The 18,573-nt window shown below is 73.3% G+C and carries 22 protein-coding genes; 12 read left to right on the top strand and 10 right to left on the bottom strand.

What is annotated here, in order from left to right; genetic code table 11:
• Positions 1–65: 65 nt before the first annotated feature.
• Positions 66–1,016: a DMT family transporter gene (locus tag ACFVS6_RS04605; protein ID WP_389700588.1), complete on the top strand. Its 951-nt coding sequence runs from the start codon at positions 66–68 to the stop codon at positions 1,014–1,016.
• Here ACFVS6_RS04605 and ACFVS6_RS04600 read toward each other — a convergent pair.
• Positions 1,013–2,386: an STM4012 family radical SAM protein gene (locus ACFVS6_RS04600; protein ID WP_389701123.1), complete on the bottom strand. Its 1,374-nt coding sequence runs from the start codon at positions 2,384–2,386 to the stop codon at positions 1,013–1,015. The two genes, ACFVS6_RS04605 and ACFVS6_RS04600, sit on opposite strands and share 4 nt — an antisense overlap.
• 255 nt (positions 2,387–2,641) lie before the next feature.
• On the opposite strand from ACFVS6_RS04600, the gene ACFVS6_RS04595 reads away from it, so the two are divergent.
• Positions 2,642–3,802, top strand: coding sequence for a DUF1152 domain-containing protein (locus tag ACFVS6_RS04595; RefSeq protein WP_389700586.1), 1,161 nt, complete (start codon positions 2,642–2,644; stop codon positions 3,800–3,802).
• Between the two features lie 66 nt (positions 3,803–3,868).
• Positions 3,869–4,819, top strand: a complete 951-nt coding sequence (locus ACFVS6_RS04590; protein WP_389700584.1) for an NAD-dependent epimerase/dehydratase family protein — start codon at positions 3,869–3,871, stop codon at positions 4,817–4,819.
• A gap of 109 nt (positions 4,820–4,928) precedes the next feature.
• Here ACFVS6_RS04590 and ACFVS6_RS04585 read toward each other — a convergent pair whose 3' ends face one another.
• From ACFVS6_RS04585 to ACFVS6_RS04570, 4 genes are all read right to left on the bottom strand, one after another.
• Positions 4,929–5,492, bottom strand: a complete 564-nt coding sequence (locus ACFVS6_RS04585; RefSeq protein WP_389700583.1) for a toxin — start codon at positions 5,490–5,492, stop codon at positions 4,929–4,931.
• Positions 5,489–5,947, bottom strand: coding sequence for a helix-turn-helix domain-containing protein (locus ACFVS6_RS04580; protein ID WP_389700581.1), 459 nt, complete (start codon positions 5,945–5,947; stop codon positions 5,489–5,491). Before ACFVS6_RS04580 ends, ACFVS6_RS04585 begins: the two co-directional genes overlap by 4 nt.
• 273 nt (positions 5,948–6,220) lie before the next feature.
• Positions 6,221–6,544, bottom strand: a complete 324-nt coding sequence (locus ACFVS6_RS04575; RefSeq protein ID WP_389700579.1) for a plasmid stabilization protein — start codon at positions 6,542–6,544, stop codon at positions 6,221–6,223.
• A 92-nt stretch (positions 6,545–6,636) separates the two neighbouring features.
• Entirely contained in the window at positions 6,637–7,002 is a 366-nt protein-coding gene (locus ACFVS6_RS04570) for a hypothetical protein (RefSeq protein ID WP_389700578.1), read from the bottom strand.
• Positions 7,003–7,142: 140 nt separating this feature from the next.
• On the opposite strand from ACFVS6_RS04570, the gene ACFVS6_RS04565 reads away from it, so the two are divergent.
• Positions 7,143–7,484: a DUF5713 family protein gene (locus tag ACFVS6_RS04565; protein WP_389700576.1), complete on the top strand. Its 342-nt coding sequence runs from the start codon at positions 7,143–7,145 to the stop codon at positions 7,482–7,484.
• 94 nt (positions 7,485–7,578) lie between these two features.
• On the opposite strand, the gene ACFVS6_RS04560 is transcribed toward ACFVS6_RS04565, so the two are convergent.
• From ACFVS6_RS04560 to ACFVS6_RS04550, 3 genes are all read right to left on the bottom strand, one after another.
• Entirely contained in the window at positions 7,579–7,932 is a 354-nt protein-coding gene (locus ACFVS6_RS04560; RefSeq protein WP_389700575.1) for a PRC-barrel domain-containing protein, read from the bottom strand.
• A gap of 10 nt (positions 7,933–7,942) precedes the next feature.
• Entirely contained in the window at positions 7,943–8,170 is a 228-nt protein-coding gene (locus tag ACFVS6_RS04555; protein WP_389700573.1) for a hypothetical protein, read from the bottom strand.
• A 243-nt stretch (positions 8,171–8,413) separates the two neighbouring features.
• On the bottom strand, positions 8,414–9,481 hold the full coding sequence (locus tag ACFVS6_RS04550; protein ID WP_389700571.1) for an alkene reductase: 1,068 nt from the start codon (positions 9,479–9,481) through the stop codon (positions 8,414–8,416).
• Between the two features lie 229 nt (positions 9,482–9,710).
• Here ACFVS6_RS04550 and ACFVS6_RS04545 point away from each other — a divergent pair, with 229 nt between their 5' ends.
• Both ACFVS6_RS04545 and ACFVS6_RS04540 read left to right on the top strand, forming a co-directional pair.
• Complete coding sequence (locus tag ACFVS6_RS04545; RefSeq protein WP_389700570.1) at positions 9,711–10,250, top strand: MarR family winged helix-turn-helix transcriptional regulator; 540 nt, start codon at positions 9,711–9,713, stop codon at positions 10,248–10,250.
• A gap of 114 nt (positions 10,251–10,364) precedes the next feature.
• Positions 10,365–11,387, top strand: coding sequence for a phytase (locus tag ACFVS6_RS04540; protein ID WP_389700569.1), 1,023 nt, complete (start codon positions 10,365–10,367; stop codon positions 11,385–11,387).
• A 94-nt stretch (positions 11,388–11,481) separates the two neighbouring features.
• Here ACFVS6_RS04540 and ACFVS6_RS04535 read toward each other — a convergent pair whose 3' ends face one another.
• Entirely contained in the window at positions 11,482–12,135 is a 654-nt protein-coding gene (locus tag ACFVS6_RS04535) for a response regulator (protein ID WP_389700566.1), read from the bottom strand.
• Between the two features lie 151 nt (positions 12,136–12,286).
• Here ACFVS6_RS04535 and ACFVS6_RS04530 point away from each other — a divergent pair, with 151 nt between their 5' ends.
• The 6 genes from ACFVS6_RS04530 to ACFVS6_RS04505 all read left to right on the top strand — a co-directional run bounded on the left by ACFVS6_RS04530 (position 12,287) and on the right by ACFVS6_RS04505 (position 17,815).
• Positions 12,287–13,252: an ABC transporter ATP-binding protein gene (locus ACFVS6_RS04530; protein ID WP_389700564.1), complete on the top strand. Its 966-nt coding sequence runs from the start codon at positions 12,287–12,289 to the stop codon at positions 13,250–13,252.
• A gap of 5 nt (positions 13,253–13,257) precedes the next feature.
• Positions 13,258–14,163, top strand: coding sequence for an ABC transporter permease (locus ACFVS6_RS04525; protein ID WP_389700562.1), 906 nt, complete (start codon positions 13,258–13,260; stop codon positions 14,161–14,163).
• Between the two features lie 103 nt (positions 14,164–14,266).
• Positions 14,267–15,943 (top strand): sensor histidine kinase, encoded by a 1,677-nt coding sequence (locus ACFVS6_RS04520; RefSeq protein ID WP_389700560.1) that lies wholly within the window; start codon positions 14,267–14,269, stop codon positions 15,941–15,943.
• 310 nt (positions 15,944–16,253) lie between these two features.
• Positions 16,254–16,862 carry a sortase domain-bontaining protein gene (locus ACFVS6_RS04515; RefSeq protein WP_389700558.1) on the top strand — a complete coding sequence of 203 codons (609 nt, stop codon included), beginning with the start codon at positions 16,254–16,256 and terminating at the stop codon, positions 16,860–16,862.
• Between the two features lie 147 nt (positions 16,863–17,009).
• Positions 17,010–17,588, top strand: a complete 579-nt coding sequence (locus ACFVS6_RS04510; protein ID WP_389701122.1) for an RNA polymerase sigma factor — start codon at positions 17,010–17,012, stop codon at positions 17,586–17,588.
• Positions 17,585–17,815 carry a hypothetical protein gene (locus tag ACFVS6_RS04505; RefSeq protein WP_389700557.1) on the top strand — a complete coding sequence of 77 codons (231 nt, stop codon included), beginning with the start codon at positions 17,585–17,587 and terminating at the stop codon, positions 17,813–17,815. Before ACFVS6_RS04510 ends, ACFVS6_RS04505 begins: the two co-directional genes overlap by 4 nt.
• Before the next feature lie 68 nt (positions 17,816–17,883).
• Here ACFVS6_RS04505 and ACFVS6_RS04500 read toward each other — a convergent pair whose 3' ends face one another.
• Positions 17,884–18,456 carry a helix-turn-helix domain-containing protein gene (locus ACFVS6_RS04500; protein ID WP_389700555.1) on the bottom strand — a complete coding sequence of 191 codons (573 nt, stop codon included), beginning with the start codon at positions 18,454–18,456 and terminating at the stop codon, positions 17,884–17,886.
• Positions 18,457–18,573 lie beyond the last annotated feature (117 nt).

Below are 18,573 nucleotides of genomic sequence, written 5' to 3'. Positions count from 1 at the left end.
CACGTCCGGAATCTCGTGGAATTCCCCAGTGGGGCCGGTCGGTCCGGCCCGGATACGTTCGTGCGATGCGTGATCTCGGTGGTGGCGGAGTGGCGGGCGCGGTGACGTCCGTACTGGTGGCGGCGGTGCTGTGGGGAACGGTGGGGCCGGCTCAGATCTGGGCCGACACGGGTGCCCACCCGGTGTCCCTGGGGGCGGCCCGGATGCTGCTCGGCGGGATCGTGCTCAGCCTGCTGACCGTACGCCCCGCCGGACTGCGGACCCTGCGCCGGCCCGGAGCGGCCCGGTGGCTGGTGCTGAGCGTGCTGGTGACGGCCGCCTTCCAGGTCTGCTTCCTCCAGGCGGTGGAGCGTACGGGCGCCGCCCTCGCGACCGCCGTCGCCTTCGGGACCGTGCCGGTGGTCGGCGGCCTGTGCGCGCGCCTGCTCTCCGGCGAGCGGCCGACCCGGCGGTGGCTGTGGGGGACGGGTTGCGCCGTGGTCGGGATCGGCCTGTTGCTGCTGCCCGGCAGCGGGGCCCGCGCGGACGCGGTGGGCGTGGTCTGCGGCATGGTGGCCGGCGCGAGCTTCGGCGTGTACATCGCCGCGACGAAGGAACTGGGCTCCCTCGGCGTGGACCTCGGGGCCGCGGCGCCGGTGAGCGTGCTGTGCGCGGGGCTGCTGGTCTCCCCGTACCTTCTGATCGACCCCGAGGGACTGACCGCCCCGCGGGCGGTCGCACTGATCGGCTGGTTGGGCCTGGGTACGACCGCCCTCGGCTACCTGCTGTTCACCAGGGGCGTGGGGCGCCTCGGCGCGGCCACGACGGGAACGTTGAGCCTGACCGAACCGTTGGTCGCCACCGTGCTCGGAGTGGTGTTCCTCGGCGAGCGGCCCGGACCGCTCGCCGCTGCCGGTGGCGCCCTGCTGCTGGCCGGGCTCGTCCTCGTCTCGCTGCCGGAACGCCGGCGGGCCGCGGCCGCTCCGGACCCGGTGGGCGTCCGGGAGGTGCCTTCGGGTAGCCCCGGTGCTCCCTAACGGTCTTGGTAGGACGTCATGTTGTCGCGCACCCGGGAGGAGAAGAACATGGGCCCGACCGCGTCGGCCCAGGCCATCCCCTCCAGGGTCAGCCCGAACGACCCGTCGGTCTCCCGCACCCACCTCTTCTCCAACAGGGCGCCGAGCTGCGGCGCGAAGTCGTCCTCGAAGCGGGTGGCGAACTGCTGCTCGTAGCCGGCGGCGTGCAGGCCGGTCGACTCCAGCAGTTGCTGGAGCACGTACATGCGGCGCCGTTCGCCCTCGTCCATCCGGAACGCCCACTGCGCGCGCCGGAACTGCTCGGTGGGGGTGGCGATGTAGTCGTCGATGATGCGCCGCACCTCGGGCACGGCCACCGCGTAGTCGGTCGTGTAGTGCAGGTCGGTGGTGAACGAACGGGCGCCGACGCCGAGTCCGACCATGCCGGCCTGCTGGTTGTACTCACTGATGCTGCTGCCGTCGGCGTCCTCCACGGCGGCGGTCCCCAGCCGCCGGAAGACCCGCATCGACGTCTGCTCGTACCCGGCGGAAAGAAGGTGGTCGCGGCCGAAGCGGTAGAGCCGCAGCCGTTGGTCGTTCCAGTCCTGCAAGGTCTTGGCGTGCCGGCTGCTGAGTCCGGTCAGCGGGCGCACGTACAGCGGGTAGAGGTACACCTCCTCGGGCTCCCAGGCGAGCGCGGCGTCCAGCGACACCTTGAACGTGCGCTCGGTCTGCCCGTCGATGCCGTAGATGAGGTCGATGTTGAGGATCGGGAACCGGGCCTCCTTCAGCAGGGCGAGGGCGCTCTCGACCTCCTCGCGCTTCTGCGGACGTACGGCGGCGCGCGCCTCCTCGTCGATGAAGGACTGCACACCGATGCTCAACCGGGTCGCGCCCCGCTCGGACAGGACGGCGATCCGATCGGCGGTCGCCGTGGCCGGCGAGGTCTCCACCGACCAGGAGGCGGCCCTCAGATCGGCGCCCATGACGTTCTCGCTGATGTCGCAGAGCCGCGTCAGCTCGTCCGCCGTGAGGTACGTGGGCGTCCCACCGCCGAACGCCGCCAACGTGAACCGGATCGGCGCCCCCTGGGCCTCCAGGGCCTCACGCGTCACCCGGGCCTGCCGTTCCAAGGTGTCCAGGAACGCGCCCGTGACCTCCTCGGGGGCCCCGGTGCGGGTGAACAGGTTGCAGAAACCGCAACGCATCTCGCAGAAGGGTATGTGCGCGTACAGCGACAGCGTGTCGAGCCTTTCCTTGCTCCAGAGCTCGCTCAACAGCGGGCCGTCGTCCAGCAGGCGGTACGCCTTCTGGTGGGGGTAGGCGTACACGTACTGCTCGTACGGGGTGTCGGGCTCGGTGAGCGGAAGGGAGCCGCGGAGGGCCGGCATCGGGAGCGCAACGGTCTTTTGCACCACGGGAATTGACCTGCTTTCAGATCGAACGGACGCACTGTTCGTGACAGGGCGTCACTTTAGGTCGCCCTCCGCGTCGATCTCTGTAGTGGAATTCCCATGAGATGGCTTTCGCCGTATGGAGGTTCATATGTTCTTTCCGGAAGTAGGTCGCCTTCCTCCACGAATGTCGTCCTGTGGGCGGTCCGGACGGGTGGCGGTGCGCCGCTCGCCGGGATATTCGTGTCCGCCATGACCACCAAGCGACTTCTCATCGCGGCGGGCGGTGGCGGCGACGCCATCACGGCGGCGATGGTTCACGCCGCCCTCCACGGGGCCACCGCCCCCGCCCTCGTCCTGACCTATGCCTGGGAGCGCCTCGTCGTCGACCCGGTCCCGGGGCCGCGCCGCCCCGCGGACTTCACCGGTACGGAGCCGGCCGCGCCCGGTCTCGCCCTGGTCACCCCCGGCACCAGGCCCGTCCCGCCGGCCGGTTCGCTCCTGCCGCCCCTGGCCGCCGCACTGCGCCCCCGACTCGGGCTGCTGGACCCGTACGGGGGTGCGGTCGGCCTGGCCCGCCAGATCGCCGCGGCAGCCCGCTGGTGCGGAGCCGAGCGCATCGACCTCGTCGACGTCGGTGGCGACATCGTGGCCCACGGCGACGAACCCACCCTGCGCAGCCCCCTCGGCGACGCCCTCGCCGTCGCCGCCTGCGCGGCCACCGGCATGCCCACCAGCGTGTACGTCGCCGGGCCCGGCCTCGACAACGAGGTGCCCCTGTCCGCGCTCGTGCCCCGGCTCGGAGAACCGGCCTTCGCCCTCACCGCCGAGCACACCGAAGGCGTGCTCGGGGTCTTCGACTGGCACCCTTCGGAGGCGAGCGCGATGCTCGTCGCCGCCGCCCGCGGGGTGCGCGGCGTCTGCGGAACCCGCGACGCCCCCGCCCCCCTCGTCCTGGACGAGGCCTCCCGCGGCGTCCACCGCCTCGGCCTGCGACGCACGCTCGAACTCAGCCCCCTGGCCCGCGCCCTGGAAGGTTCCACGACCCTCGACGCCGCCGAGGAGGCCTCCCGCGAGGTCTGCGGGTTCTCGGAGATCGAACGCGAACGTGGGCGCGCCGCTGAGTCCGAACGCGCGGGAACGCCGCGCACGCCGCACGCCACGCGGACCGCTCCTCCGAGCGCGGCGACGCTCCGGTCCCGCTTCGCGGCCTGGGAACGCGACACGCTGGCCGGGGGCATCGAGTACGTCACCACCCGCAGGATCGCCGAGGAACTCGAACTCACCCCCACGGAGGGCCGGCTGCTGTTCGACGACCTGCGCGCCGGACTCTCCGTACCACGGGCGGCGCCCCTGTGGAAGCTGACGGCCGACCGCGGCCAGGAGCCGGGCCGGGAGGGCGCGCAGGGGTGAGCGGGGTGGGGGAGCGGGCCCGTCCGTCCGCCCGCTTCGACCGGGGGCAACCCGTAGGGTGTTCCGGTGAGTTGTTACGTGGTGATGGGATTCGGGGCCGCCGGGGCGGCAACCGCCCGCCTGCTCGTGGAGCAGGGGCACGCGGTGCGGGTGGTGACCAGGTCGGGCCGCGCGGCGGAGCCCGGGATCGAGCACGTCGCCCTGGACGCGACGGACCCGGCCGGGCTGACCGGGGTGGCGGAGGGCGCGGACGCGATCCTCCAGTGCGCCGCGCCGCCGTACGACCGTTGGGCGAGCGACCTGCCGCCGCTAGCCGCCTCGGCGTGCGCCGCCGCGGAGGCGACCGGGGCGGTCCTCGTCATGCTCGGCAACCTCTACGGGTACGGGCCGGTGGACGGCCCGATGACCGAGGACCTCCCGCTGTCGGCGACCGGCCACAAGGGGCGGGTCCGGGCCGCCGCCTGGGAGCAGGCCCGCACCCTGCACGAACAGGGCCGTATCAGGGCGGTCGAGGTACGGGCCTGCGACTTCTTCGGACCCGGCGTGACCGACGGCGGCCACCTCGCCGCACGCGTCATGCCGGCGCTGCTGCGCGGCCGGCCCGTCTCGACGCTCGGCGACCCGGACGCGCCGCACAGCTGGACGTACCTGCCCGACGTGGCCAGGGCCCTGGCCGAGGTCGCCGGCACGGAGCGGGCCTGGGGCCGGGCCTGGCACGTTCCCACGGAACCCGCCCTGTCGGTACGGCAGATGGTGGAGCGGCTGGCCGCCGAGACGGGGACCGGCCCCGTCCCGGTGCGCGGACTCCCGGCGGCGGTACTGACAGTGGGCGGGCTCTTCTCGCCGCTGCTGCGCGAACTGAAGGAGATCCGACACCAGTTCACGAGCCCGTTCGTCATCGACGCGAGCGCCTACGAGGCGGCGTTCGAAGTGCGGGCCACGCCCCTCGACCAGCAGGCCAAGGCGACGGTCGGTTGGTGGCGGGAACGACTTGCCGACGCGGCACGTCGGCCGTGACCACCGAAGCCTCCCGCGGCCGGCGGCGTCGGAGGGACCGCCGCGGCGCGAGCGGTCGGCGCGGCACGAGCGGTCGGGCGGGATCAAGCGATCGGAGGGGGCGGAGCGGTCAGAACAGCGTGCGTTCGATCCGGTTGAGCATTTCCGTCCTGCCGGACCGCTCGTCCCCCACGTCCGAGGAGGGGCCCTCCGCGGTGCGGCCCACGCGCTGGGAGAGGAGGTAGGCGATGACCTCGGCCTCCTGCTCCTGGACGTCGTCGTAGGTCGCCCGCAGGAGCATGTCCCGCACGAGGTCGGGGTCGAGGTTGGGGAAGAGGAAGCGGGAGCCCGCCTCGTCCAGCCAGCCGGCGCCGCGGTGGCGGCAGATGATGTGCCCCAGCTCGTGCAGGACGATGTGCTCCTGATGCGCGCCGGTCGTGTTGGCGTCGTAGAAGATCAGGTCCTCGTCGCGTGCGGCGACCCACATTCCGCACGGTTGGGACGCCGGCATCTTCATCGGTATGAGCGTGATCGGCCGCTCCCGGACATCGCCGAGGTAGCGACAGAGCTCGGCGACGTCGGCCCCGTCGGGCAGGCCGAGCTCGGCTATGCGCCGCGCGCCGTTCTTCCGGAGCTTCTTGAGGCGGCTGCGGCGGTCCTGGTCGGCCGCCCTGCCTTTCCCGGGGACCCTCACTCCGATGCCGCGGGGTCCGCGGGTTCCGCAGGGTCGGTGACGGGCGGCAGGCCCTGCATCTGCCGGTACTGGTCCATGATGGCCGTGATGGCCTGGAGGTTCTCCTTCTTCATGCCGGCCGCGCGCATCGCCACGGAGCGGACCCCGGCCTGGCGCAGCGCCTCGATGGCGGCGACCTCGCTGAGCACCGACTCGGCGACCTCGTCGTCGAAGAAGTAGGCGACGGACACCCCGAAGAACTTGGCCAGAGCGGCCAGCAGGTCGGGTGAGGGGTTGGCGCGCTTGCCCGTGCGGAGCTGGGACAGGTACACACCGCCGGCCTTGAGGTCGGGGTTGACCCGCTTCAGCTCGTCGGCGACCTCCGCGTTGGTCCAGTGCTTGCCCTTGGGACGCACCGTCTTGAAGAGGTTGTCCAGGCGTACTGCCAGCACCGGTCGTTCGTCAGTCTCGGACACTGCGCATCTCCCTTCCCTCCACCTCCTCGGCATTGCTCTCAGCTATCCGTCAGTTTTGCAGATTAGCGGTCAGTTGACAATCTGCCCGGAGTCCGTCACCGTGGACCTCGCCGATAGCTGCCAGCTAACTTTGCTCACGGGGGTGGTCAAGTCCGCAGGCGGCACCGTTCGGCGCGTTCCGTGCCGGCCCTCGGGGGATGAGGGCCGGCACGGAACGGCCGCATTCGGCCCCCGCCCGGGCCCGCCGTACGCGGAGGCGCCCCGGGACGGGTCTCATTTGCCGAGCGCACGCTTCAGTTCGGCCTTGTCCATGGACGAGCGGCCCTTGATGTTCCGCTGCCTGGCCTCGTTGTAGAGCTGCTCCTTGGTGGGCCCCTGCGCGCCGCTGTGGGAGTGCAGTCCGCCGCGCCGGGATGAGGACATGTCCTGGAGCGAGGACCGGCTCGCGGTCTTCGATTCGCCCGCCCGGGCCCGTTCCTTGTTGACGGTACGGGCGGCGATCTCCTTGGCGCGACCGGGACTCTCCCCGCGTTCCTCGGCGCTCTCCTTGATGTGCTCGTACTGGCGTTCACGCTTGGGGCTGGAACCGCGCGGCATGGGGACTCCTCGGGTCGGGTGCGCTCACTTCCTGCGGGCGGCGCCTACCCGGGGTCGCGCGGCGGCATTCCCGCACGGGTCGCGGGAGCGGCTCAGGGCCCCTGGTCGTAGGTGCCCGCCTGGACTTCGAGCGCGAGCTGTTGCAGCACCTCGATCGAGGAGACGTCGGTGCGGCCCGAGTCGTGTGCGATGGCGAGGCTGGTGAAGGCCAGGCTGAACCCGGAGACCATCGTGTGCAGGGCCGGGCCGAGGGCCACCGCCACCACCCGGGCCACCTCCTGGGGGGAGGCGTCGGCGGGCACCTTGATCGACGGGAGCATCTCGTTCAGGAGCTGCGTGGCGACCCCGGCCGTCGCCCCGGGGCCGTCGTCCTCCTCCCCGGCCTCGACCGCCCGACGGATGTCCTGGGCCTCGGTCAGGATGCCGATCACTCGCTTGAGGACTTCAGCACGTTCCATTCCCGCAGGGTAGCCCCGGAACGGCACGCCGCGGCAGGGCGCGTGCCGACGGTCGTGCGGCACGCGGGCGGTGGGCCGTTGTCAGTGGCGTCCCGCATGATCGGTGCGTCGATTCCTCACTTCGAACGGACGGTGGCGTCATGACGATCACGAACGAGCAGGTGGCACGGCACGGTTTCCTGCGGCAGCTCTACGCGGACTCCTACTACCCGGATCATGTCGTCGACAAGGGCAAGGAGATCCTGCTGCGGCTGTGCGGGCGGATCGAGGCCGAGCAGCCCTCCGACCTGGCGGCCCTGTACGCGCTCACCCACGCCGCGACGGAGGAGTTCAACCTCCTGCAGGCGGAGTTCGAAGCCGCCGGCAGCGACATCGAGACGGTGGCGCGGGAGGAGATCGCCGAGGACTTCTGGCGGGTCGCCCAGGCCTACGGGTTCGAGGGAGCGGACGTGGAGGAGCTGATCGCCACCCGCGATTGGTGAGGCGTCCGCCGTGCTCGCATCCTGCTTCGCCGTGCGTCCGCTGTGACTTCGCTCCGCGTGAGCCGTGCGGCCTCTCGGACGGGGGCGCGATGTGTCACATGTGGGGCTGGCCGTAGTAGCGGGCGAACTGCTCGAACGGGTTGGGGTCGCCCTCGTACTTCGCGTGGTCGTACTCCGGAGCGTTCTTGATCTGTTCCTTGGTCCGCTCGACGTACACCACCTCCTCGGCCGTATCGATCCGCCGGATCGTGCCCGCCGGTAGCAGTACGTGCTTGCCGAAGATCCAGCCCCCGGTGTCGACGACCAGGTACGAGGCCCCGACGTCGTCGGAGTGCTTGTCGATCTTCCCGATCGAGCCGTCGGTGGCCTCGACCTTGTAGCCGATCAGGTCGAGGCCCCTCTCGTGGCCCGCGTCCCGCCGGTACCCCCAGATGTTCTCCGTGGCCATGGCCGCCGCCTCACTTCCCCTGCGTCGCGGATCCGTCGTCCTTGCCGTCGGTGGGTCCCACCCAGCGCTTGCGGCCCGAGCCCGCGTCCGGTGCGGGGTGCGGCCGGTCGAGCCGGCTCGCCTCGTCCGTGTCGGCGGCGGGCGTGCGCCCGTCGTCGGGGCGCCCGCGGCGCGGTCTGCGGGGCGCCTGGTGGCCGTCGTGCGGTGGGACGCCTCCGGCGCCGCCCTGCTCGTCCATGGCTGCCTCCTCCGGTGTCCCCCCGGCCTGCGGGCCTGCCTGACGGGCGGCTGCCCGGCCGGGACCGGGCGAAACCCCGCGGGCCGATCGAGGGCCATGACGTTACGGAACGCGACCGGTGGGTAGGTGCGGCGTACGGGGTGCGGCTCGGCCACCCAGGCTGCGACGGGGTCGCACCCCGGCCCGCCCCCTCGATCCCCGGAGCCGCACCGGCCCGTGCGGCGTGGGTGGTCCCCGGTGGGGCTACGAGCGGGCCGGGTAGTCCGTGTAGCCGCGGGCGTCGCCGCCGAAGAAGGTGGCCGGGTCGGGGGCGTTGTAGGGGCCCTCGGTGCGCAGGCGGTCGGGCAGGTCCGGGTTGGCGAGGAAGAGGGCGCCGAAGGCCAGCAGGTCCGCGGTGCCGTCCTCGATCAGGCCGAGCGCCCGGTGGTCGGTGGGTCCCTCGGTCGCCGGGTTCAGGACGAGCGGCCCCGTGAACTGCTTGCGCAGCGCGAGGGTGGCCTCCCGGGCGTCGGGGCCGTACTCCATCACGTGCAGGTAGGCCAGTCCCAGCCCGTCGATCTCCTTGACCAGGGCCTCGTAGACGGGCTGCGGATCGGGCTCGGAGATGTCGTTGTACGGGTTCCCGGGCGATACGCGCAGCGCGGTGCGTTCGGCGCCGATCGCCGCGGCGACGGCCTTGACCACCTCGACGGCGAAGCGGATGCGGTTCTCGGTCGTGCCGCCCCATTCGTCCGTCCGCAGGTTCGTGCCCGGCGCCAGGAACTGGTGGATCAGGTAGCCGTTCGCCCCGTGCAGCTCGACGCCGTCGAATCCTGCCTCCACGGCGTTGCGGGCGGCGGCCGCGTAGTCGGCGATCGTCGCCCGCACCTCGGCGCCCGTCAGCTCGCGCGGCGTGACGAAGTCCTTGGGGCCGTCACCGGTGAAGACCTGGCCCTGGGGTGCGACGGCCGAGGGGGCGACCGGCACGAGGCCGTCGGGCAGCAGAGACGGGTGGCCGATCCGGCCCGAGTGCATCAGCTGGGCGAAGATCCGGCCGCCGGCCGTGTGTACGGCGTCGGTGACCCGGCGCCAGGCGGCGATCTGCTCCGCGTTGTGCAGACCCGGGGTGAAGGGGTAGCCCTGCCCGACGACGGAGGGCTGGATCCCCTCCGAGATGAGCAGTCCGGCCGAGGCCCGCTGGGTGTAGTAGTCGGCGACGAGGTCGGTCACGAGGCCGCCGTCCGCCGCCCGGCTGCGGGTCATGGGCGCCAGGGCGATCCGGTTGGGAAGGGTGTCGCCCGCGATGCGTACCGAGTCGAAAGCGCTGGTCATGTCTGCCTCACAGAATGATTGGTCGGCCAATGATTGGCTGTGGAAGCAGCGTACCTCATTACTTGGCCGGCCAAGGTAAAATTTCCGGGGCGGGTAAAGTTCATGACGAAGAGCAGAGACCGGAGGCCGGAGGCCAAGCCGGAGGGCCGGCGGCCGGCGGGCCGGACGGTCGGAAGATCGCAAGGCCATGGACCGGACCTGCCGGTCCCGACGGAGGAGGAGCGCCGCCATGACCGCGGAAGCCGCCCAGGAACCGCGTGCCACCCCGGAGTGTTCGGTGCCCGGCGCCGTGCTGGAAGGGCCGGTGAGCCACGCGATCAGCCGGGTGGCCCGCCTCCACCGGATCGCGGCGGGCCGGGCCCTGCGCGACCTGGGTCTGCACCCGGGGCAGGAGTTCCTGATGATGCACCTGTGGGACAACGGGGCCGTCCGCCAGTCCGAGCTGATCAAGACGGTCGGCCTGGACCCCTCCACCGTGACCAAGATGCTCCAGCGCCTGGAGCACGCCGGCCATGTGAGCCGCCGCCCGGACCCTTCGGACCGACGTGCCTCTCTGGTGGAGGCGACGGACAGCAGCTGTGGTCTGCTCGTCGAGGTCCGCCGGGCCTGGGGCGAGTTGGAGCGCCAGACCCTGGACGGCCTCGACGAGACGGAACGGGACGAGCTGGCCCGCCTGCTCGGCAAGGTGGAGACGACCCTGTGGGCGGAGGTCGCCCGCGGCGGGGGCGCCGAGTGCGGTGCGACGGGCGGGGAACCGGGCCTCTGCTGAGGTCCGCCGGACCGACGGGCGGGCAGCACAAGGCCGTTCAGCCGACGTTCACGCCGTGGTCGCAACGCCTCCCTAGGCTCCCGGCGTCCGTCATCCGCAAGGGAAGGGAATCCGGTGTCCTTCACCGCCTCCGTCCGTACGGCCGTCCTGCCCGCCGCCCTCGCGGCCCTCATCCTGGCGGCCGCCCCCGCGCACGCAGCGTCCGTCTCCGTCACCGCGACCGTCGAGACCGCCCCGGTCTCGCACAGCGGTGACGCGGCCGACGACCCCGCCGTCTGGGTCCATCCGACGGACCCCGCCAAGTCCGTGGTCGTGGCCACGGACAAGAAGGGCGCCCTGGAGGTCCACGACCTCGCCGGCACCCGGATACAGCGGATCAACGGCGACCACGGCAACAACGTCGACCTGCGCGGGAACATCGTCGTCTCCGCGGACGACGAGGCGGCGGGCGGCGACGGAGCCATGCACGTCTACCGCATCGACCCGGCCACACGGCAGTTGCGACACCTCGAGGACGTCCCCACCGAGGTCACCGCCCACGGCATCTGCCTCTACACCTCACCCGCCTCCGGGAAGCTGTACGCCTTCCCCAACTCGACCTCCGGCCGGGTCGAGCAGTGGGAACTGGCCGTGACCGGCGACGCGGTGACCGCCACCTCCGTACGCCTGTGGGACGCGGGCTCCGCCGTCGAGGGCTGCTACGCGGACGAGACCACCGGCAAGCTCTACCTCGGCGAGGAGGACGTCGGCGTCTGGGTGTACGGCGCCGAGCCCACCGCCGGTACCTCCCGCACCAAACTGGACTCCACCGGCTCCGGCGGCCACATCACCGCCGACGCCGAGGGCATCGCCGCCGCCGGCAACCGGATCTACGTGTCCTCCCAGGGCAGCAACGACTTCACCGTCTACGACCGCACCACCCGCGCCTACCTCGGCCGGTTCTCCGTAGCCAACGGAACCACGACCGACGACTGCGAGGACACCGACGGCATCGACGCCACCGCCGCCAACCTCGGGCCGGCCTTCCCGCAGGGCGTCTTCATCTGTCAGGACGGCTCCAACGGCGCCCCCGGCAACAGCGGCAACCAGAACTTCAAGTTCGTTCCGCTCCAGCGCATCACCGCGCTCTTCGCCTGATCCCCGCCGGCCGTCCCCTTGGGGGCGGGCGGCACCCCCGCACCGCGGCCGGTTCCCTCACTGCCCAGCACGCGGGCGGTGTGCGGCACCCCCCTCACGGACCGGTGAGCCCGGCCTCGTACGCGACGATCGCGGCCTCCACCCGGTTGCGGGCGCCCAGTTTGCCGAGGACGGCGCTGACGTGGGCCTTCACCGTGGCCTCGACCACCATCAGCCGGCCGGCGATCTCGGCGTTGGACAGCCCGGCCCCGACCAGGGCGAGGACGTCGCGCTCCCGCTCCGTGAGCCGTTCCACCGGCCGACGCGGCGGCAACCCGCCCCGGGACCGGCCGTCGCGCAGCCCGGCGACGACCCGCGCGGCGACGCGGGGCGACAGGTACGCCCCACCGGCGGCGACCGCGTGCACCCCGGTCAACAGCTCCCGGGGGTCGTCCGCCTTGAGCAGGAACCCGCTCGCACCTTCCCGCAGGGCGCGGTCGATGAACTCGTCCTCGCCGAACGTGGTCAGCATGACGACCGCCGTCCCGGGCAGGTCGCGGTGGATCCGCGCACACGCCGCGATGCCGTCGAGGCCCGGCATCTGGATGTCCAGCAGTGCGACCGCCGGCCGGTGCCTGCGCACCGCCTCGACGGCCTCGTGCCCGTCGGCCGCCTCGGCGACGACCTCGATCGCGGCGTCCCGCGCCAGGATCGCCCGCACGCCCGCCCGGACCATCGCCTCGTCGTCCGCGATCAGCACCTGAACCATCGGCGCAGTCTAACGACGTGCCACGGACCGGCCGTTCGGAGGGGGACCCCCGACGAAAGTAGGGGCAGCGGCCACCGCCTCCGGGGTGACGCGCACCCACCCCGACGCTTCCTACGGTCGTTCCCGTACCGGAAACACCGAAGGGACCGCAGTGATCACCCTGAGAAGGCTCACCAAACGCTACGGCGACACCGTCGCCGTCGACGGCCTGACGCTGGACATCGAGGAGGGACGGGTGACCGGCTTCCTCGGCCCCAACGGGGCCGGGAAGTCGACCACCATGCGCATGGTCCTCGGCCTCGACCACCCCACCACCGGCGAGGCGCTCATCGGCGGCCGGCCGTACGCGGCGATCCGCCACCCCCTGCGCGAAGTGGGCGCGCTCCTCGACGCGAAGGCCCTGCACCCCGCCCGCTCCGCCCGCGGCCACCTGATCGCACAGGCCCGCAGCAACGGCATTCCCACCCGCAGGGTGGACGAGGTGCTCGAAACGGTGGGCCTCGCCAAAGTGGCCCGGCGGCGCGCTGGGTCGTTCTCGCTCGGCATGCACCAACGACTCGGTGTCGCCGGGGCCCTGCTGGGCGACCCGCAGGTCCTCGTCCTCGACGAGCCGGTCAACGGCCTCGACCCCGACGGGGTCCGCTGGATCCGCGAACTCGTGAGGGCACAGGCCGCGCAGGGCAGGACCGTCCTCCTGTCCAGCCACCTGATGAGCGAGATGCAGCTCACGGCCGACCAACTCGTCGTCATCGGGCGGGGCCGGCTGCTCGCGAACACCACCATGGCCGAGTTCCTGACCCGGAGCGCTTCGGCCTCGGTACGGGTACGGGTGCCGGAGCCGTCCGAACTGCGCACGCTGATTGACCACTTGACCTCGTACGCAGGTGTGACCGCGGAGCCGGTCGGCGGCGAGCGGGACGAGATCGCCGTCCGGGGACTGACCACCGGGGAGGTCGGAGACCTGGCCCACCGGCTCGGCATCCGGCTCCACCGACTGGACGGCGTACCGGCCTCACTGGAGCAGGCGTACATGGAACTGACCGCGCACAGCTTGGAGTACGGGGTCGCGGGCAACGCCGCCGGCGACGGGGAACCGCACAGGAAGTCACGGGGGTGAACGGCATGCCGAAGGCCGGAGGCACTGAGAGCACGGAAAGCACCGAGAGCACAGGGAACGCCGGGAGCGCCGAGGGCGTCGTGACAGGGGCCGGGGCGCGGGCCGGAACCGCCGTCGGGACCGGACCGGGGAAGCGGTCCGCCGGCGGCCCCTCCGGCCGGGGGTTCGGCGGGGGGTTCGGTGGAGCCGTCGGAGCGGAGTGGGCCAAGCTGTGGTCCCTGCGCACCCCGTACGTCTGCCTCCTCGTGGGCTTCCTGTTGACGGGCGTGTTCACCTACTACTACGGCGCGGTGGCCCGGATCAACGACAAACCGGTCCAGCCGCTCGGCAACGCCCCGGTCTCGTCGGTGATGCTCGGCCAGTTCACCGTGATCGTCATGGCGATGGTGATGGTGACGAGCGAGTACGGGACGGGCAGCATCCGCAGCTCGCTCCTCTGGGTTCCCGTCAGGCACCGGGTGCAGCTGGCGAAGGCGCTCGTCGCGGCCGCTGTCGCCTTCGCCGCCGGAATCTCCTTCTCGGTGCTCGGCATGGCCGTCGCCCGGATCCCCTTCCGCGGGCACGCCTCCTTCGACGCGGCCGAGGCGGCCGGGCAGACCCTGGCCGTCGGCGCGTACTGCGCGCTGGTCGCGGTGCTGACCGTCGGCACGGCGTTCGTCGTACGGACCGCCGCCGGAGCGCTGTCCGCCGTCTTCGTCCTGGTCTCCGTCCTCCCGAGCATCTGCACGGGCCTGGGCGGTGAGTTCCTGCTGGCGGTCAACGACCATCTGCCGCAGACGTCCGGCGGCCACTTCATGCTCGGTGCGGACGGGGCGCCATACCCGCGCCCGGTCGGGCTCCTGATCATGGTGGCGTGGACCGGGGCCGCCCACCTGGCCGGTCGGCTCGTACTGCGCCGCCGCGACGCGTAGGGCGTGTTCCGAACGTGGCGCCGGGCGCCCGAAGGGCGCGGCGGAGCCGCCGGTAGCCTCGCCCGCAGGGCGGGGAGGACGCAACGATCGAGGGGGCACGGCGGTGGGGGAGACGGGATTCCGCGCGGCGAGGGGCACGGTACGGGCGCGGGCCGCGCGGGACTTGGCGCTGTGGGCGGTGCTGGCGGGGGCCGGCGTCCACGGCTACCGGCAGCAGTCCGACCCGTCACCCGTGCTCACCCTGCTGCTGCCGCTGCTGGTCCTGGCGGCAGCGGTGCCCATCGGGCGCAGCAGGCCCGGGGTGGCGGTGTTCCTCGCCAACGCCCTCGTCGCGCTGGGCCTCGCCCGCACCGTGCCGACGGCCAGCCCCTACCTGGTGGCGCTCGCCGTGATGGCGTACCTGCTCGGCAGCAGGCGGGCGGCCGTCCGGGGACCGCTCGCGCTGCTGGGGGCCTGCACGGCCTTCGACCTGGCGGTGTGCGCGGTCTTGGACGTCGACGTCGTGTACTGGTTCTACACGCTGTCGATGGTGCCCGTGGCGCTGGTCCTGCCCTGGCTCGCCGGCCGGTACCGCCGGGCCCGGCGGCACCTGGTCCGCGGGGGCTGGCAGCGGGCACGGAGCCTGGAGCGGCAGCAGCGGTTCGTCGCGGAGCGGGCAGGGCTCAGGGAACGCGCACGGATCGCGGCGGACATGCACGACTCGCTGGGCCACGAACTGAGCCTCATCGCCCTGCGCGCGGGAGCCCTGGAACTGTCGCCGACGCTGGCCGGCCAGGACCGCCGGGACCTCGCCGAGCTGCGGACCACGATCGCGGACGCGGTCGGCCACCTGCGCGACACCATCGGCGTCCTGAGGGCCGGTCCCGAGGGCGGGTACGACACCGACGGTGGTGCTCACGGCGCGGACGGGAGCGGCCACGGCGCCCACGGCGCCGACGGCACCGGTCCGGACCCGGCGTCGGCGCCGTCGTTGACGCCCTCGTCCGCCGAGTCGGTGGAGGGCCTCGTCCGGCGGGTCCGGGAATCCGGCGCGCCGGTGGAGCTCCGCCGAGAGGGCATGGCCCCGGCCCTGTCCCCGCTCGTGGACCGCACCCTGTACCGGGTGGTCCAGGAGTCGGTGACCAACGCCCTCAAACACGCCCCCGGGGCAGCGATCCGGATAGGCGTCACCCACGGGGACGGCAGGACCGTCGTACGGGTCCGCAACGCGGCCCCCGCCGCCCCACCGGCCCGAACCCCCGCGGGCGGCGGCCACGGGCTGGTGGGCCTGCGCGAACGGGTGCGGCTGATCGGCGGCACCCTGCGCACCGCCCCCCGCGACGGTGGCTACGAACTGCTCGCCACCCTGCCGGACCTGGTCCCCCCACCCCGCCCCGCGGCGCCCGCGGCGCGCCCGCCCGACGTGGGTGTCGCGCACCGGCACGCGGAGGCCCGGCGAAGTGCCCGGCGCCGTTTCGCCGTCGCGGCCGCCGTCCCGGCCGGCTTCGCCCTCCTGACCCTGGTCTGCGTCGCGTACCTCGCCCAGCAGCTCACCGCCTGCGTCCTGACGCCGACCGCCTTCGCCACCCTGCGGCCGGGCCAGGATCGGGCGGAGGTCGCCCGCGCCCTGCCCAGCCAGGAGTTCCGCCACGTACCCGACGCGGTGAGGGCCCGGCCCGCGCCGGACGGCACGGTGTGCGCGTTCTACCGCTCGAACGGCAACCTCCTGGACCCCGTGGACGTGTACCGGCTGTGCTACGCGGGCTCCCGCCTCGTGGCGGCCGACGCCCTGCCCGGCTGAGCGTCGGGGCGGGCGGCCCGGTTCCGCCGGGCCCGGTCCCGGACGGTGGTTCTCGCGGGTGGTGGCGGGTAGGCGCCCCCTCGGAGACCGCCGACCTCCCCGCTCCGGACGAGACGCGGGTCCCACAGCACCCGTGACGGCGGCCGGGGCGGCCCCCTCCGCGATCGGAGCCCTGCCATGACCCGCACGCCGTCCTCGCCCCGCACGCCGTCCTCGCTCCGCACGCCGTCGGCGCCCGGTCCCCGCCGGACCGGACCCGGACGCCGCCCCGGCCCCGCCGTCGTGCTCCACCGGGACCGGTGAGGCCGCCATGTCACCGCGCCTGCTCCTCGTCGCCGGAGCCGCCTGCACCGCACTGCTCGCCCCCGCCGCGGCTCCGGTGGCCGCCGCCGAACGGGTCGAGTCCCGCAGCACCGGGACGGCAGTGATGTCCATCCCCGCGATCGGCCTGACCGACCTCCCCGTCGTCCCGTACCAGGGCAGCCCCGACGACGCCCCGGGCACCCGTATCCAGGACCGCGGCCTGGCCGCCAGCCCGCACGGCCCCGAGGGCGGGGCCGGCCCGGGCGAGATCGGCAACTACATCGTCACCGGCCACCGGGTCGCCGCGGGCGGGCCGCTGCGGGACCTGCCGTCGTTGCCGACGGGCTCCTCGGTGTTCATCACCGCTGACGGAGTCACGTACCAGTACACGATCACCACGACCCGGACCACCTCCTTCCGGCAACCGGCCTCCATGGCGGCACAGCGCGCCGCGGTTCCCGGCTCTCCCGGTGCCGTGCCCCTCCGGGCGATGATCACCGTCACCACCTGCCTCACCCCCGAGGACGACGCGGCGGGCAACTTCTGGCGGGACGCCCAGAACAACCCCGAACACCGCCTCGACAAGATCGGCGTCCTCACCTCCACCAAGTCCTGACCGCCCGCGGTCCATCCCGTCCCGCCCCCATCCCGCGAGGCACCGGCTCCGAACCCCGTCGGAGGAACCCCCGCCAGGTGCCCGTCGCGCGGACCCGCCCGCGGTGTGCCAGTGACGTGCGGCGAGAGGAGACGGCGCGTGACGGCTGTGCGCGACCAAGGGCGGCAACGTCCCCCGACAGCGGCGTGGCCGGACGACCACCTGCTCGCGGTCCGGGCCTCGGAGGGCGACGAACAGGCCTTCGAGACCCTGGTCCGCAGGCACGGGCCCGCCGTGCTGCGGCTCGCCGACCGACTCCTCGGCGACAGGACGGAGGCCGAGGACGCCGTCCACGAGGCGTTCCTCAACGCCTGGCGCAAGCTCCCCGAATGCCGCGGTGACTCCGCGTTCGGCACCTGGCTGCACCGGATGGTGGCCCACCGCTGCCTGAACGTCCTGCGGTCCCGGCGGCCCGTCGCGGACCTGGCCGACGTTCCCGGGCCCGCCGCGCCGGAGCACCGGGGTTCTCCGGGCCGCGCGGCGGAGCCCCGTGCCGCCGTCCGCGAACTCGGCAGGGCGATGCGGACGCTCCCCCCGGAGCAGGGCGCCTGCTGGGTGCTGCGCGAGGTCGAAGGAGTTCCGTACGAGACGATCGCGGACCTGGTGGGGATCAGTCAGGAGGCCGCACGCGCCGGGGTCTTCCGGGCACGGCGCCGTCTGACGGGGGAGACGGGCGTACGACGATGAACCAATCCCTCGGATCCCGGCACGACCCGACGAACGCCGACGGGTTCCTGCCGCACGGCCGGGACCTCCCCGACCCGTGGGAACCCCAGGAACCCTCACCCCCGACCTCACCGTCGGACCGCCCGGACGGCTGCCCCGATCGCGCTGCCGTCCACCCGGCACACCGGGACGTGCCGGGCCGCTCGATGCCGGTGCGGATCACCATCACCGGCACCGGCATCTTGTGAGGGCGGAGGGCGGAGGGCGGAGGGCGGAGGGCGGAGTGCGGAGGGCGTCAGCGGTGGGTGGGCCCGGTTCAGCCGTCCCAGGCGGGCAGGTACGCGCCGAGGAGGGCGAGCACCAGCACCCAGGCGGCGAGCGTCACCGCGGCCGCCCCCACGCGCGGCAACAGCCGGTCGCCGTCCTCGGCCGCACCGTCGGCTCTCCTCGGGGTCGGCACCCGCGCTCCGGACACGGGCACGGCCGCCTGCCGCGAGCACACCCCCTCCGAAGGAACCCGTCCGGTGGACGCCGGGTCCGTGGACTCCCCGTCCGTCGGGCGGGGAGCCTCAGGGGCGCCGTGGGTCGGGGCGGCGGATCCGGGTGCCCTACGGGCGGGTGGGGTGGTCGGGCGGGGCCGGCCGTCGGCGTGTTGGGCGAGTCCCTGGAGGAAGCGCCGGTAGGCCTCGCGGCGCTTCCCCGTCGGCGTGCTGCGTCCCGACTCCCACGAACGGACCGTGGCCGGCCGCACGCCGAACGCGAGGGCCACCTGTTGGGGCGTCAGTCCCCACGCCTCGCGGAGCCTGCGGCGTTCTCCGGGCTCGGGGAGGAGGAGGCGGTGGCCGGTCGGTCGGGCCGACTGCCGGGACAGCGTGTGCGAAGTCGTCATACCCGTAGGACAATCCTCCCGGTCGCCCGTGACGGGGGTCGCCGCGTATTCACCCGTACGCCGCAACGGCCCTACGCGCGAGCCCCTGGGGAGTGCCGTCGAACGCCCCGGCCACCG

Source organism: Streptomyces sp. NPDC057939 (assembly GCF_042887545.1).
Classification (GTDB): domain Bacteria; phylum Actinomycetota; class Actinomycetes; order Streptomycetales; family Streptomycetaceae; genus Streptomyces.
The sequence above is the reverse complement of the archived record's forward strand: the minus strand, read 5'-3'. Positions and strand labels throughout refer to the sequence as shown.

What these genes read in the sequence shown, in the direction of transcription:
- ACFVS6_RS04515 (WP_389700558.1), top strand. Translation starts at nt 16,254, where the DNA reads ATGTCACCGCGCCTGCTCCTCGTCGCCGGAGCCGCCTGCACCGCACTG.
- ACFVS6_RS04535 (WP_389700566.1), bottom strand. Translation starts at nt 12,135, where the DNA reads ATGGTTCAGGTGCTGATCGCGGACGACGAGGCGATGGTCCGGGCGGGC.
- ACFVS6_RS04505 (WP_389700557.1), top strand. Translation starts at nt 17,585, where the DNA reads ATGAACCAATCCCTCGGATCCCGGCACGACCCGACGAACGCCGACGGG.
- ACFVS6_RS04595 (WP_389700586.1), top strand. Translation starts at nt 2,642, where the DNA reads ATGACCACCAAGCGACTTCTCATCGCGGCGGGCGGTGGCGGCGACGCC.
- ACFVS6_RS04575 (WP_389700579.1), bottom strand. Translation starts at nt 6,544, where the DNA reads ATGCCGCGCGGTTCCAGCCCCAAGCGTGAACGCCAGTACGAGCACATC.
- ACFVS6_RS04570 (WP_389700578.1), bottom strand. Translation starts at nt 7,002, where the DNA reads ATGGAACGTGCTGAAGTCCTCAAGCGAGTGATCGGCATCCTGACCGAG.
- ACFVS6_RS04555 (WP_389700573.1), bottom strand. Translation starts at nt 8,170, where the DNA reads ATGGACGAGCAGGGCGGCGCCGGAGGCGTCCCACCGCACGACGGCCAC.
- ACFVS6_RS04525 (WP_389700562.1), top strand. Translation starts at nt 13,258, where the DNA reads ATGCCGAAGGCCGGAGGCACTGAGAGCACGGAAAGCACCGAGAGCACA.
- ACFVS6_RS04600 (WP_389701123.1), bottom strand. Translation starts at nt 2,386, where the DNA reads ATGCCGGCCCTCCGCGGCTCCCTTCCGCTCACCGAGCCCGACACCCCG.
- ACFVS6_RS04500 (WP_389700555.1), bottom strand. Translation starts at nt 18,456, where the DNA reads ATGACGACTTCGCACACGCTGTCCCGGCAGTCGGCCCGACCGACCGGC.
- ACFVS6_RS04545 (WP_389700570.1), top strand. Translation starts at nt 9,711, where the DNA reads ATGACCGCGGAAGCCGCCCAGGAACCGCGTGCCACCCCGGAGTGTTCG.
- ACFVS6_RS04550 (WP_389700571.1), bottom strand. Translation starts at nt 9,481, where the DNA reads ATGACCAGCGCTTTCGACTCGGTACGCATCGCGGGCGACACCCTTCCC.
- ACFVS6_RS04565 (WP_389700576.1), top strand. Translation starts at nt 7,143, where the DNA reads ATGACGATCACGAACGAGCAGGTGGCACGGCACGGTTTCCTGCGGCAG.
- ACFVS6_RS04560 (WP_389700575.1), bottom strand. Translation starts at nt 7,932, where the DNA reads ATGGCCACGGAGAACATCTGGGGGTACCGGCGGGACGCGGGCCACGAG.
- ACFVS6_RS04605 (WP_389700588.1), top strand. Translation starts at nt 66, where the DNA reads ATGCGTGATCTCGGTGGTGGCGGAGTGGCGGGCGCGGTGACGTCCGTA.